The sequence below is a fragment of the Puia dinghuensis genome (assembly GCF_014642875.1).
GTDB lineage: Bacteria > Bacteroidota > Bacteroidia > Chitinophagales > Chitinophagaceae > Puia > Puia dinghuensis.
On record NZ_BMJC01000003.1, the window covers coordinates 192,850 to 206,452 of the forward strand.

The 13,603-nt window shown below is 54.3% G+C and carries 14 protein-coding genes; 4 read left to right on the top strand and 10 right to left on the bottom strand.

Going from position 1 to position 13,603, the window contains the following annotated elements; translation table 11 throughout:
- Window positions 1-47 precede the first annotated feature (47 nt).
- From IEY39_RS14095 to IEY39_RS14105, 3 genes are all read right to left on the bottom strand, one after another.
- A complete protein-coding gene (locus IEY39_RS14095; protein WP_229688908.1) occupies window positions 48-2,429 on the bottom strand; it encodes an ABC transporter permease in 2,382 nt (793 codons plus the stop codon).
- A gap of 148 nt (window positions 2,430-2,577) precedes the next feature.
- Window positions 2,578-2,955, bottom strand: coding sequence for a helix-turn-helix domain-containing protein (locus tag IEY39_RS14100; RefSeq protein ID WP_188932596.1), 378 nt, complete (start codon window positions 2,953-2,955; stop codon window positions 2,578-2,580).
- 3 nt (window positions 2,956-2,958) lie between these two features.
- A complete protein-coding gene (locus IEY39_RS14105) occupies window positions 2,959-3,264 on the bottom strand; it encodes a type II toxin-antitoxin system HigB family toxin (protein WP_188932598.1) in 306 nt (101 codons plus the stop codon).
- A gap of 135 nt (window positions 3,265-3,399) precedes the next feature.
- Between IEY39_RS14105 and IEY39_RS14110 the strand changes: the two genes are divergently transcribed.
- Window positions 3,400-3,717, top strand: a complete 318-nt coding sequence (locus IEY39_RS14110) for an ORF6N domain-containing protein (protein ID WP_373285463.1) — start codon at window positions 3,400-3,402, stop codon at window positions 3,715-3,717.
- A 12-nt stretch (window positions 3,718-3,729) separates the two neighbouring features.
- Here the strand turns inward: IEY39_RS14110 and IEY39_RS14115 are convergent, their stop codons facing one another.
- Window positions 3,730-4,101, bottom strand: a complete 372-nt coding sequence (locus tag IEY39_RS14115; RefSeq protein ID WP_188932600.1) for a cupin domain-containing protein — start codon at window positions 4,099-4,101, stop codon at window positions 3,730-3,732.
- 93 nt (window positions 4,102-4,194) lie between these two features.
- On the opposite strand from IEY39_RS14115, the gene IEY39_RS14120 reads away from it, so the two are divergent.
- Entirely contained in the window at window positions 4,195-5,046 is an 852-nt protein-coding gene (locus IEY39_RS14120) for a bifunctional transcriptional activator/DNA repair enzyme AdaA (protein ID WP_188932601.1), read from the top strand.
- A gap of 89 nt (window positions 5,047-5,135) precedes the next feature.
- Here IEY39_RS14120 and IEY39_RS14125 read toward each other — a convergent pair whose 3' ends face one another.
- Window positions 5,136-7,811, bottom strand: coding sequence for an ABC transporter permease (locus tag IEY39_RS14125; protein ID WP_188932602.1), 2,676 nt, complete (start codon window positions 7,809-7,811; stop codon window positions 5,136-5,138).
- A gap of 316 nt (window positions 7,812-8,127) precedes the next feature.
- On the opposite strand from IEY39_RS14125, the gene IEY39_RS14130 reads away from it, so the two are divergent.
- Window positions 8,128-8,406, top strand: a complete 279-nt coding sequence (locus IEY39_RS14130) for an RNA polymerase sigma factor (protein ID WP_188932604.1) — start codon at window positions 8,128-8,130, stop codon at window positions 8,404-8,406.
- A 119-nt stretch (window positions 8,407-8,525) separates the two neighbouring features.
- Here the strand turns inward: IEY39_RS14130 and IEY39_RS14135 are convergent, their stop codons facing one another.
- Both IEY39_RS14135 and IEY39_RS14140 read right to left on the bottom strand, forming a co-directional pair.
- On the bottom strand, window positions 8,526-8,984 hold the full coding sequence (locus IEY39_RS14135) for an SRPBCC domain-containing protein (protein WP_188932611.1): 459 nt from the start codon (window positions 8,982-8,984) through the stop codon (window positions 8,526-8,528).
- A 50-nt stretch (window positions 8,985-9,034) separates the two neighbouring features.
- A complete protein-coding gene (locus IEY39_RS14140) occupies window positions 9,035-9,940 on the bottom strand; it encodes a helix-turn-helix domain-containing protein (protein WP_188932613.1) in 906 nt (301 codons plus the stop codon).
- A 93-nt stretch (window positions 9,941-10,033) separates the two neighbouring features.
- On the opposite strand from IEY39_RS14140, the gene IEY39_RS14145 reads away from it, so the two are divergent.
- Complete coding sequence (locus IEY39_RS14145; RefSeq protein WP_188932615.1) at window positions 10,034-10,573, top strand: ORF6N domain-containing protein; 540 nt, start codon at window positions 10,034-10,036, stop codon at window positions 10,571-10,573.
- Between the two features lie 46 nt (window positions 10,574-10,619).
- On the opposite strand, the gene IEY39_RS14150 is transcribed toward IEY39_RS14145, so the two are convergent.
- The 3 genes from IEY39_RS14150 to IEY39_RS14160 are packed head-to-tail and all read right to left on the bottom strand — an operon-like array spanning window position 10,620 to window position 13,562.
- Window positions 10,620-11,984 carry an amidohydrolase family protein gene (locus IEY39_RS14150; protein WP_188932620.1) on the bottom strand — a complete coding sequence of 455 codons (1,365 nt, stop codon included), beginning with the start codon at window positions 11,982-11,984 and terminating at the stop codon, window positions 10,620-10,622.
- Between the two features lie 38 nt (window positions 11,985-12,022).
- Complete coding sequence (locus tag IEY39_RS14155; protein WP_188932621.1) at window positions 12,023-13,297, bottom strand: DUF3570 domain-containing protein; 1,275 nt, start codon at window positions 13,295-13,297, stop codon at window positions 12,023-12,025.
- A 28-nt stretch (window positions 13,298-13,325) separates the two neighbouring features.
- Complete coding sequence (locus tag IEY39_RS14160) at window positions 13,326-13,562, bottom strand: DUF4266 domain-containing protein (RefSeq protein WP_188932622.1); 237 nt, start codon at window positions 13,560-13,562, stop codon at window positions 13,326-13,328.
- Window positions 13,563-13,603: the final 41 nt, after the last annotated feature.

Sequence of the window (13,603 nt, forward strand, 5' to 3'; positions counted from 1 at the left end):
ATAAAATATAGAAAAACAGGCGCGCAGCGCCAAAGCTGCTCCGCCCCTTATTCGCTGCGCAAAGATCTTACCGGATTGGCGATGGCCGCTCGCACCGCCTGATAGCCGACCGTCAGCAGCGCGATGACCACGGCCAACGTTCCGGAGACGAGAAATATCCAACCGGTGAGGGCTATGCGATAGTTGAAGCCCTGCAGCCAATTATTCATCGCATACCAGGCGATGGGGGTGGCGATGACGACAGCCACCAGCACCAGCTTGACAAAATCCCCTGAGAGGAGGACGGCGATGCCTGCCACGGAAGCGCCCAATACCTTGCGGATGCCGATCTCCTTGCGTCTGTTCTCGGCCATATGGATAGCGAGTCCGAAGAGTCCGAGGCAGGATATGAAAATAGCGAGGGCGGCGAAGAGGGTGCCGAGGGTGCCTTCCTGTTGTTCGGTGCGGAATTTATCGTTATAGGCTTCGTCGACGAAGTTGTACTCGAAAGGGTATTGCGGGTTGTATTGTTTAAATATCTTCTCGGCCTTTGCCAGGTCGTCGGCGATGGAGTTGGCGGGGTTGAGCCGGTAGTGGATCACGGGGTAGTCGGTTTGCAGCCCCTGGATGAGCATGGGTTGGATGGGGTCGTATGGCGACTCGATGATGAAGTCTTTTATCACCCCGACGATATGATACCTTCCGCCACCCTCATCGGTGACTATTTTCCCGATGGGGTCTGTGAGGCGCATGGCTTTTACTGCCGATTCGTTGAGCAACAGGGCGGTGCTGTCGGTAGGATAGGTTCTGATATCAATGTCCCGACCCTGGACGAGCCGGGTGCCAGTGGTACGAACAAAGCCGGCGTCGGCCGCAAATTGCTGGAAATAGGTTTTTGTATCCGTGGGGGTGCTGCCGGGCCAGGAGAAGCCGGTGACCGTCCCCCAGAGCCTTGTTATGGGCGAGAAGGTGCGGGTGACCGCTATGGCGGCGCCGCTGGCGAGAAGGTCGTGTCTGATGAGATCGTAGTGGGTGTAATTACCCCCCTGGCTAAAGGCAAAGACGAGGCGATCGCGGTCGTAGCCGGCATCCCGGCTGTGAACATAGCTAAGCTGCTGCCGGACGATGAGGGTGCCCGTGATGAGGACGATGGCGAAGGTGAATTGGAAGACGACCAGGACTTTTCTTGGTGTAAGGAGGGTGTTGATGCTACTGACAGCGCCCTTCAGGACGCTGGAGGGTTTGGAAGAAGACAGGAAGAAGGCGGGATAGCTGCCGGCGACGATTCCGGTGAACAGGACAAAGGCCAGGGCGGCGAGCCAAAATAGCGGATCGGCATAATCGATGGCGAGGCTGCTGTTGATCACCTGGTTGAAACTACCCAGGCTTAACTGTACGATTGCCAGCGCCAGGACAAAGCCAAACGCCGTGAGCAGAATGCTTTCACCGATGAACTGGGTAATGAGGGCGGACTTGCGGGCGCCGACGACTTTGCGGATGCCTACTTCACGCGAGCGTTTTTCGCTGCGGGCGGTGCTGAGGTTCATGAAATTGACGCAGGCGATGAGCAGGATGAAGATGCCGATGATGATGAAGAGCCGCACAGTAGTGATCTGCCCGGTGACGAGCTGACCGTTCTCGGCTTTGCTATAGAGGTGCATCCGGCTAATGGGCTGCGTGAAGGTCTCCCGGCCGGCGCCGTTCGCGTCGGTAACATGGGTTTTGACAATGTCTTTTATTTTGGCGTCAAATGCGTCGTGGGAGGCGCCGGATTTGAGGAGAACGTATGCCTGAGCATTAGTTGTGCCCCAGTTGGGGATATCCCATTTCAGGCGATCGACATAGGCCCAGGGAAGGAGGTATTGGAAGTTGAATTCAGTGTTGGTGGGCAGGTCTTTCAACACACCCGTTACTTTGAAGACGTCTTTGCTCTCGATACGGACCATTTTGCCCATGGCGTCCTCGTTGCCGAAGAGGCTTTTAGCGAGCTTTGCCGTCAGCACGATGCCCTGGCCGCTGTTGAGTGCGGTTTTGGGATCACCCTGCAGCAGGGGAAAGGAGAACATCGACAAAAAACCCGAATCGGTGAAGGCGCCTTCCAGATTGAAGTGTTTTTCACCTTCGGTGACGAGGAAGAAGACGTTGCGGTAGCGGATGGCGTCTTCGACTTCGGGGTAGTTCTTTTTCAGTTCGGCAGATAGCATGGTGGAGGCGCGGGGCCAGACATCAAGGTTGCCGTTGCCGAGTTCGCGGCTATAGACGAGGTATAGTCTGTCCTTTTTGGCATGAAAGCGATCGAAGCTGATCTCTTGTTGCACCCAGAGGCCGATGAGCATGGCGGCGGCCATGCCGATGGCAAGGCCGAGGATGTTGATGGCGGAGAAATCTTTGTTGCGCCAGAGGGTACGGAGGGTTACTTTGAAGAAGTTGTGGAGCATATAGGATGGCATTGGCGGTTGGAGGATTTTGCGCCAAGAGGGTGCCAGTTTTGCAGATGGTTAGCGACCAGCGGATTATGGGGGGGTGGCAGGGGCGGAAGTGTACGGTTTTGATACGGCGGGTGTACGATGGCGAGGACGGGAAGAAGATGCTTATGAATTAAACATGGTCCAACAAGAATGCGGGATCAACTTTTAGCTCTTTATATACAGCCTTTAAAAATGGTACATCGGGTTTTCTTTTTCCAGAGAGAATTTCCGAAAGTTTTGACTTTCCCAATCCCAGCGTATCAGCCAGTTTCGCTTGGGTCATTTTATTTTCATACATCTTTTGTTCCAATAGCTCGGTTATTGTCTGAGGTTCCTTTGCAGGTTTAAGACCCAATACATTGTCCTCATATTCTTCCGCTGCTTTTGCCATTGCAGCAAGGTCTTTGAGTTCTTTTGCAGTAAGATTTGCTTCACCCTTATTCATCAAGTCATAAACGGCGACCATTGTTTCATGATAGGCTTTTTTGGATGTAATAGCATGTTTCATATTCTACTTTTTAAATTGAACTTTGGAAGCATCGATCTTGTCGTATTCTTTGTGTGATCCAATGAATAAAATAAACACAGTTCTTACTTTAAAAATAATTAAAGCGATGAGCCTATACTGATTACCTTTTATATCAAAAATATACCGATCATTGGCCACCGCATCTGCTGTATTGAAAGTCTTTTTAAGATCGCTGAAATTCCTCCAATCGGCTGTATGGGTTTCATTGTACCACTTCATCAGAGCAGCCTCAGCATCCGGGTATTTTTCAGCGAACTCTTTGAGAACTGCTTTGGATATGACAACCATCGTCCTTTCTTTTCATCGAGACAAAGATAGAATAATGTTCTGAAATATAGAATTTTATTTATAAAATGAAAACAACGAGATCGATCGCTGATAAACTTTAGATTCCAACTAACTGAGGATGAGATCATCAAGAAGATCGTCCTTTTGCGCGATGAAAAGGTCATTCTGGATGTGCACCTGGCCGAACTGTACGGAGTGGAGACCAGAGCCCTGAAACAGGCCGTCCGAAGAAATATTGAGCGGTTTCCGGCCGATGATTTTATGTTCGAACTGACTGATGAAGAGGCAGATGCGGTGGTATCACAATTTGTGATACCACATAAAAAATACCTGGGTGGTGCCAAGCCTTTTGCTTTTACAGAGTTGATCAATCCACCCTTGGAACCACGGCCCCGCATTGGATTCCGCCGGGCTGACGAGAAAGACGAGGATGCCAATGGAACCTGGGGATAGAAGCGGTATCTTCTAGTCCCCCGTAGGTTGGATGGCGGCGGATTCGACCATGAGGATGACGGCTCGTTTTGGGGCGCGGGTTTTGTGCAGAACGCCCTTCGAGATGGTATAGCCTTGCCAGGGGTTGAGCGTGACGGTCTCGTTCTCCAGGTCGATGATGAATTGTCCTTCGAGGACGAAGAAGAATTCGTCTTCGTGGTCGTGTTTGTGCCAGTGGTATTCGCCTTCTACGATGCCGAGGCGGACGACGCTGTCGTTTACCTTCGTAAGGGTTTGGTTGAACCATTTGTCCTGGCACTCGCGGACCATAGCGGGGATGTCGATGAGTTCGAAGTGATCGAACTTGATGTCGAGGTGGGTGGCGTATGGGTATTGTGTTTCCATGTTGTTGGGTGTGAAGTATTTAAAGATACAGCAAGAACCGGGTTTCCGGAGCAGTGGAGGGGTGGTATTTTTGTGTTGAAAAAGGAAAATAATATGGAAACACAAGCATCGATCAATTATAACCGGATAGCGGAGGCGATCGCCTTTTACAAGGCTAATTTCAAAGATCAGCCTTCGCTGGAGAAAGTGGCGGAGCATGTACATCTGAGCCCATTCCATTTCCAACGCATGTTCAAGGAATGGGCAGGGGTGACGCCAAAGCAATTCCTGCAATACCTGACGCTGGAACATGCCAAGCAGGTGCTGGAGTCGGGAGCTACCCTTTCGAACGCGGCCTTTGAGGCCGGACTGTCGGGTACGGGGAGGTTGCATGACCTTTTCATCAAGATAGAGGGAATGACGCCGGGAGAATACAAGAACGGCGGGGAGGACCTGCCGATCAATTACCGGTTTACGGAGAGCCCGTTCGGGCCGTTGCTGATCGCGTCGACCCGCAAGGGTGTTTGTTATCTGGCGTTTGCAGATGAGGGTGAGGCGAAGGCGCTGCGGTCGCTGCAGGAGTTTTTTCCGAATGCGCAGTATCACGCCGCCAGTGACGGGTGGCAGGAAGAGGCGCTGGCCATTTTTGCGAAGGACTGGAGCCGGCCGCTGGAGATCAAGCTGCATCTGAAGGGGACACCGTTCCAGATGAAGGTTTGGGAGACGCTGCTAAAAGTTCCCATGGGCGGGTTGACGACCTATGCAGAGGTGGCGGACAATATAGATTCGCCGCAAGCGGTGCGGGCGGTGGGGTCGGCGGTGGGCGCCAATCCGGTGGCCTTTCTGATCCCCTGTCACCGGGTGATTCGCAGTGATGGGCAGACGGGAGAATACCATTGGGGTGGAAAGCGGAAGCAGGCCATCATCGGATGGGAGGCAGCGCAGGTGGAGACGAAGGTGGCGTAAGGAGAGCGTCAGGGACAGGAGCGGCAGCCCGGAGCCGAAGGCGAGGACTATAGCGGATGGCCCGACCCGAAGGGAGACGCCCAGGAAGGTCAGTCCGTTCGGAGGACGAGGACGGGGTTTGTGAGGGCCGCGCGGACTGCCTGGTAGCCAACCGTACCGATGGCGATGAGGATGGAAAGGAGGCCGGTGAGGGCGAAGATCCACCAGTTCATGTTGATGTGATAGGGAATGCCGTCGAGCCATTGACGCATAAACCACCAGGCCACGGGGGAGGCGATGATGAAGGCGATCATGACCAGGATGAGGAAATCCTTTGACAACAACGCCGTGAGCCGCATAATGGAGGCGCCAAGGACTTTGCGGACGCCCACTTCACGAAGTCGGGATTCGGCCATGTATGCCGACAATCCAAACAGCCCGAGGCAGGAGATGAAGATAGCCATCCCGGCGAAGAGGGCGGCCAGGGTGCCGAAGTGCACGTCGCCCTGGAGCTTTGCCTTGTCATACTTGTCGACGTAGTAATATTCCAAAGGATAGTTGGGGTTGTATTTTTTCAGGATGGCAGTAAGCTTTGCCTCGCTTTCGCCGATAGGCGGATGTTCGGCAAAGCGGAAAGTAAGCGTGCCGAAGCTGGCGGTTGGCGACGAGCCCCGAATGACGATGGGAACGATGCTGTTGAAGAGGCTGCCGGTGACAAAGTCATTGATGACCCCGACAACATGCCAGGTGTTGCCGTTCTCTTTGAGCATGGTGCCGATAGGATCGGCGAGGCTCATGCGCCGTACGGCTTCCTGGTTCAATAGGATGGCGGTGGAGTCGGCGGGATATTTCCCGATGTCGATGTCGCGGCCGGCGAGTAGTTTCAATCCCATGGTGGTGACATAGTTGCGATCGGTATGATATTGGATAAAGGCCGTCCGTTGCCACGGGTCTTTCCCCGGCCAGGTGTAACCGTCGTTCCAAGACCAGATCTCGGAGATGGGCGCGTCACTGCGAGTGAGAGTGCTGACGACGCCGCTGTTGAGGAGGTCGTTGCGGATAGGGGCAAAGTTGCGGGCAATGTCCCCTTTTATATAGACAAAGGCGAGGCCGGTCTTATCATAACCCGTCTTCCGATTCCAGGTGTAGTCGAATTGCCGGTAGATAACGATGGTGCAGATGATGAAGGTGATGGCGAAGGCGAACTGGAAGACGACGAGGACACGCCGGGGTGTTACGAGCGCATGGATGGTCTTGAAGTGGCCGCGCAGCACCTTGACGGGTTTGAAGGCCGAGAGATAGAAGGCGGGGTAGCTGCCGGCAAGCAGGCCGGTGAAGAGGATGAAGCCGAGTCCGCCAAGCCAGAACCAGGCATCGCCGTAGGGAATGGTGAGCCTGGTGTCGACGAGGTGGTCGAACCAGGGCAGGGCGATGATGACGATGCCTAACGCAAGAACGCCTGCCACGACGGCGAGAACCAGGGATTCGCCAAGAAACCGACAGATAAGAGAGCCTCTCCCCGCCCCTACTATCTTGCGGATGCCTGTCTCACGTGCGCGGCGGATGCTGCGTGCGGTGCTCAGATTCATGTAATTGATACAAGCAATGAGCAGGATGAAGCCGGCGATGACGGCGAGCATGTGGACGAAATTTATTTCTCCGCCGGTGGCCTGCCCGTCGACGAAGTTGGAATACAAATGCCATTTACGCATGGGATGGAAGAAGACCTCCGATCGGACATCGGGGGCATGGCTGTGTATGACCATGCGCATGGCCTGGTTGGCCATTGCTTCAGTGACGCCGGGCCGCATGAGAACATAGGTGAAAATGGAAGCCGACTGCCAGCGGGGCTCTTCCCAATGTACCTCTTTTGTATAGCTCCAGGGGAGAAGGTATTCAAATTGAAATCGCGTGTTGGGCGGCTGGTCCTTCATGACCGCGGTGACGACGAAGTTGTGGGTGCTGTCGACGTTGACGGTGCGACCCAGCGGATCGACATTGCCAAAGAGTTTTTTTGCCAGTCTTGCGGTGAGTACTACGCCGCGGGGTGACTGCAGTGCTGTTGCAGTGTCGCCTTCCAATAATGGGAAAGAAAAGAGCCGGAAGAAGCCAGGGTCGCAGAGATAGCCCTCGATATCCTGGTGTTTGTCGCCGACGGAGAAGACAAAGGCGTGGACCCAGTTCATGCGGACTACTTCCTCTATCTGCCGGGGATAGCCGGTCTTGAGGACGGGTCCCATCACCGAAGGAGTGCGGCTTTCGACATCGGGCCGGCCGTCGAGGGGCGCGCGGGTGAGTGCGATGTAGATGCGATCGCTTTTTTGATGAAACTGGTCGAAGGAGAGTTCATTGCGGATCCAGAGGATGAGAACTATGGCGCTGGCCAGACCGATGGCGAGGCCGGAGATGTTGATGGCAGTGAAGCCTTTGTTGCGGCGGAGGCTGCGAAGGGTGGTGATGAAGTAGTTGCGGATAAGGTCGCGGGTCTGCGGACGGGAGGGGGTGCGGGGGGCGACGGCGCCGGGCATAGAGGTCTCTGCGGCGGACGGCTGCAGGTCACGGAGGGTCATGCGGGTGAGGTGGCGGCTGAAGGCCTGGTCGGCCTCGGTGGCATCGGCGGGGTCAGCGGGCTTTTGAGCCCTCCAGAGATCGGCCAGAAGCTGGAGGGAATAGGTCATTTCGGGATGTTGTTGCTGAAAGCGTTCAAGCTCTGCGATCTCTTCCGGTGTGGCTTCGCCGGACAGCTTACGGGCCATCAGGATCCAAATATGGTTTTGTTCTTTCATATGAGCGGAAGCGCTTTGATCAAGTTAGGAGACTTGGGTTTGGCCGCTGTCGTTATAGTCAAAGATCGTAAAAAAAGGAGGCATCTGGAGCTAAAAGTAGATGCCTCCTTTTTTCGCAATGTCCGGTAAGCGGAGCTTACCGGGGGATGGATTGTTGTACCAACGGGAAAAAAGGGACGCGCCCGGGGGTTGGCGGGGAGGGGTTGCGCGGCGGGAGTTGGAGTTGGTGCCGACTAGGACCATACCCCCGCTTTTTCTGTCTACCGTAAAGACGGTAATGAAAAACCAAGCCCCTAAACCCAAAACCCAGCAAGCCATGAAAGAAATGGACCCTTATGCCGAAGAGCAGGAGTTATTGCTCGCTCTGGAAAAAAGGGAGGTCAAGGCCTTCCTGCGACTGTTCAAAGACTATAACGACGACCTGATGATCTTTGCTTACAGCCAGCTGAACAACCAAAAGAAAGCGGAGGAGACTGTGCAGGAACTCTTTGAAGAATTATGGTCGGCGGGGCGGTTCAAGGAAATAAAACCCCCCATTTACAAATTCCTTGTAGGAGAATTAAGTCGTATCTGTGAAAGCAAAATAAGCCAATAACAAGGCGGTTGTTGATGCTTCCTTTGTTTTTTGCAACCCTGGGGGTGAGATGCAACGGGCGTTTCACCCCTTTTTTATTGGCCGCGCGGCAACCTTGGGCGGGCCGGGGCGGGGTGGCTTTATTCGGCAGATTCGAGCAGCTGCCTGATCTGGACGAGGATGGGGTCCCAGCCGCCGCCGTCGACGGAGTGTTTGTAGCGATTCTCGCCGTCGGCCACGGTGCGGTAATCGCCCTGGGTGACGGTAAGATGAGTATGCCCGTTCTGTTCGGTTAGTTGACAGGTGACGGTGAGATAATTCTCCGGGAGATCGGGAATGGCTGGGTTGTTGGGATCGATCACCGTATAGACAAGGGTTTGGGGAGGTTGGATGCTGACAACATGGCCTTTGACCGCCACCATCTCGACGCCATTGAAATTACCTTTCCAGATGAGGGGGCTGCCGGGGAGCCAGTCGGAGAGGGCTTCACAGCCAAACATGTATTGCTTTGTCCATTCGGACATTGTTAGCGCATCCCAGACTTTTGTTGCAGGTGCGTTGATCGTTATTTCGCTTTTTATAACCAGGGGAGTGTTCATATTATTTCTTTCTACAATAGTAGACCGTATTTCCCGCCCGGGATTGCATTTTACGGATTTTTTCTAAGGTCATTTGGAGTGCTGCCAAAACGCTTTTTGAAAGCGTTGTTGAAATGCTGCGGGGTGCAGTAGCCGAGTTCGTAGGAGATCTCTGCCGCGGTGCGGCTGGTGTCCAGCAGGTATTGCCGGGCAAGGAGGAGACGTTGTTCTGCGAGGTAGCCAAAGACGGTGGTGTTGAAAGTTTCTTTGAAGCCGCGTTTTAGCTTGTATTCGTTGAGTCCAACGGTGCGGGATATCTGCGAGAGATTGGGTGGGCAGTGGAGTCTTTCATTGATGAGATCGCGGACGGCGAGAATTTTTTCCTTGTCGGCGGGCGACTTGAGGAATTCTTCTTTTTTGTCGAGGGCGAGGCGGCAGGATTCTGCGCATAGGACAAGGAGCTCGATGCTTTTGCTCAACAAAAAGAGTTGTTGCAGATCGCCTTTGTAGGGGTTGTTGACAATTTGGTGTACCACCTGCTGTATGCCGGGGTCTACGGCGCCCCATTGTTCGGAGAGGATGGCGCTGTCGCCGCTGATAAGGCGGTCGGCAAAGCGTTGGAGCAGAGGGTTCGCGTTCTGGGTGAAGCGGAGGAAGGTTTCGCGGGGGAATTGGATGCCGAAGGTTTCGAGCTGAAGCGTCCGGTTCTCGACCATCATGTCGAAATCTTTCGAGTATAGGATATTGTGATGGCCGCCGATGAGATGGTAGTGGGTGTCGAGTTGTTTATAGTAGAAGCTATAATTGCCTTTTAGCCCGATGTGGAGGCGGACGACGTCGGTGTTCGCGCTGGTGGCGCTGAAGCTGGTGAGGGTGTTGAAGGTGGAGATGGCATGGCCCATACGGATGCCGTCGAATTCCCAGGTGAGGGAGTCGCGGCTACCGGCATCAGTTGTTATGCGTTGAGGGCTGGACATGGTGGAGTAAAGATAAGAATCCGGCTGAATTTGTGTTTAACCATCCGGTGGGGCAAATAAAGAGATACATTTGCAATCTTCAAAACCTATCTTATGGCAAAGACAGTTAAAACAATGGTAGTCGCAGATGAGGTAATCGTGACTAAGATATATTTTATCAGAGGGCATAAAGTGATGTTGGACGAAGACCTGGCAGAGCTGTACGAGGTGCCAACAGGGCGATTAAATGAACAGGTTAAGCGAAATATAGACCGCTTCCCGGAGGATTTTATGTTCCAGTTAACAGAAGATGAGTTTAAAAACTTGAAATCGCAAAATGCGACATCAAGTTGGGGTGGTCGCAGGAAGGTGCCTTCTGCCTTTACGGAACATGGAGTCTTAATGCTATCCAGTGTATTGAACAGCAAACGAGCGGTTGCCGTCAATATCCAGATCATGCGAATCTATACGAAGATGCGCGAGATGCTAATGACCAATCAGGAAATATTAGTAAAGCTGGAACAACTGGAAAGAAAAGTGGACGGCCATGACGAGAATATACAGGTCATTTTTGACTACCTGAAGCAATTACTGAACCCACCCCAGGAGCCTCGGCTCCGCATCGGCTTCCGCAGAAAAGATGAACAAGATTAATCGCTGATGCCGGTTCACGGCGGCGCGGGACGCCCTGCTGAACGCTCTAGCGGCTGGCGGTTGCTTTACCGATGGCGAGGGGGCCGTCGCTGACTTTGACGCCATCGGTCCAAACGGCGGAGAGGGTGCGGGTGTTGCGGATGTTGGTGATGGGATCCTTGTCGAGGACGAGGAAGCTGGCGCGTTTGCCGGGTTCGAGGGTGCCACGGTCGTCTGCGATGCGGAGCAGGTGGGCGCCATTGTATGTACCGACCTTGATGGCCTCGAGCGGGGTGAGGCCGGCCTTTACCATCAGTTCGAGTTCCAGATGTTCGGAGAAGCCCTGGGCGCGGATGGGGGTTGCGCCGGAGTCAGTACCAAGAGCGATGAGAATGCCGGCTTTGTGTAGCTTGCGAAGATTGATGAGGGCATATTTCAGCGCTTCCTTCTCTTGTGGGGTGACGGGGCTCTTGCCGATCTTGTCCTTGTACGCCTGGCTGGTGATCATGGTATAGACACCGGGTTCGAGGGAGTTGCGGAAGAAGGGGTCGTTGAGCCAGGACGGGTCGTCAAGATAGGCGGTGGCGAACTCGTCCAGCGAGAGGGTGGGAATATAGGCGACGTGTTTCGCCTTCATTTCGGCGATGAGGCTGTCGTCGATCTCGCCGTCGCGGATGCTGTGGGCCATCATGTCGAGGCCGGCAGATAGTAGCTTACGCGCATCCGCAAGATGGTAAACATGTGCTGCGACCCTGATACCATGCTTATGGGCTTCCTGGATGATAGCGGTATAAATCTCTTCTTTCATCGTGGTCTGGAACTGACCATAGAAGTTGTCGACCCATATCTTTATTACATCCGGATGCCAGGCGGCGAGTTCGTCGACATCATTGGCGGCTTCTGCGGGTGTCTCGGGCCGGTAGATGGAGGTGAAACCAGCAGATTCGGGAGGCATGGCGCCTTTTACCCCAAAGCCGAAGAGAGCCGAGTACATGGTTGCTCCGGGTATCAGGCCGGCGCGCGAATCTTCGCGGATAGAAAGGCCGAGGGGTTGTTCGGTGCCCATGGAAAGAACGGCCCCTACGCCATAGTCCTGATAGAGTTGCAGTTGCCGGATGACATTCTCCCGGGTGTAGTTGGCCGAAGATGCGGTGGTGTCGCGGACATTGCCGAGATGGCCGTGGCAGTTGATCAATTGCGGCATGAGGTATTTACCGGTCATGTCTATCTGCGCGGTGCCAGGGGGAACGGCGATCTTGTCACGGGTGAGCTTTGCGATGCGGCCGTTTTGGATGAGCATGGTCATGTGCGACTGTGGCTCGCGACCGGTACCGTCGATGATGGTGGCGTTGGTGAGGACGGTTACCTGCTGGGCAGTGACGAGGCTGGTGGCGGCAAACAAGCCGGTGAGAGCCAGGATGATTGCTTTCATGGATTAAATGGTTCTACCAGCAAGTTACGACGCTATCCTCATTTGAACGAGATATTTAATGAAACGACGTCGGAGACGAGGTCGGTTGTCTGAGTATAGTGTCCATACCGAATCTCGAGGGTGCTGAGGTGGGTATGGAGGATGCCGCCAGGTGGCGAGAGTCGGATACCCGCGCCAAAGAACTGACTCGAGAAGGCCGAGAGGGCATAATTGCTGGTGTAATAGGTCTGGGACTCGGTATGAGTCTCGTAAGGCGCAAAATACCTGGCGGCCGTTTGGGTATAATAGCGATAGAAGGGGCTGATGGAGAAGAAGGGGGTGAACTTTACCGGGACCTCGAGGCTGGCGGTGTGCGAGCGGATGCCCCAGTCGTCGACATAGAAGCGATAGTACGAGCGAAGGATGACCCGATCGCCCAGGAAATAATTGAGGCGGAGGCCGATGGGCAATTTGAAGCGGGTGGAAGGCAGGTTCTCCACCGAATCCGTGCCATCCTTGAAATATACCCGGTGGAAGGGCAGGCCGAGATAGCCGTTCTGGGCAACGAGATCCAGCAGCAGGGCGCCTTGCAGCCGGCTGTTGATGATCTGGCTGAAGGAGAAAGAGGCGGTGTAGGTTTCCCTGGGGCTGGAGGGGATGGCCGACGAACCGCTTTCACTCACATACGTTCCACCCGAGCTGAGGGTCACGGTGCGGCCGCTGGCGGTTGTATAGGTAGTGGTGCCGCCTGAAGAGTTGGTGATGGTGTCGGTGGTGTTGAATTCGGAGGGGCGGAGAAGTTTCACCTGATCGAAATAGCCCGATAGCTTTAGCCCGAATTCGCCGTTGTGTTTGGTCTTTACGGAAAAATCTGATTCCAGGCCGATGGAGTGATAGTTATATTCAGATGAGTAAGAAGCGCCTAAACCAAAGAGGGTGCCCTTTTGTTCGTTCTCGCGCTGCCACTTGAGAGAGGGATAGATGCGGGTACCGCCGGTTTTCGACGCGCCGGTCTTGCTGACCCAGGCCTGGGAGGCGGCGGTGTGGTGGTCGTAGCCTCCGCTCAGGGTGAGGGTGTTCTTACGCTGGAGGAAGTCGTAGCCCACGAATTTGAGTTCGATGCCACTGGCGAGATCGGTGACCGCTTCTGAGCCGATGCCACCCTGGATGGAGGAGTGGTCGCCGGTTTGCGTATAGTAGCTGCCGACGAGGTTTATTTCCTCCAGTTTTAACTTCCGGGGTTTGAAGTCCGAAGTGTCTTTTGGGGCGGATTGGGAGAAGGCATGCATCAGTGTGAGGTACATACCGATGACGGTGAGACAGATCTTTCTCATGTGTAGTAGTAGCGTTTAATTACTGCCTTTAATTACAGCCGCAGCCGCCGCCGGTTTTGCCGCCATTTGCGCCGGAAGAGCCTTCGCGATAGGATTGAAAATTCAGTTCGTTCTTTTCGACGGTGCGGTTGCCGAGGGACATTTCCGCGTCATTGAGCCTGCTCTTCTGGTATTCCTTCACCGAAGTGCAGGCGGTGATGGAGAGGACGCTGCAGCCGATGGCCACGGCGGTCGCCAGGGCGACGGCTGGTGATTTGGGTATCATGTTGTTGACTTTTATTGGTGTATACGGCGGTGCCGGTGTTT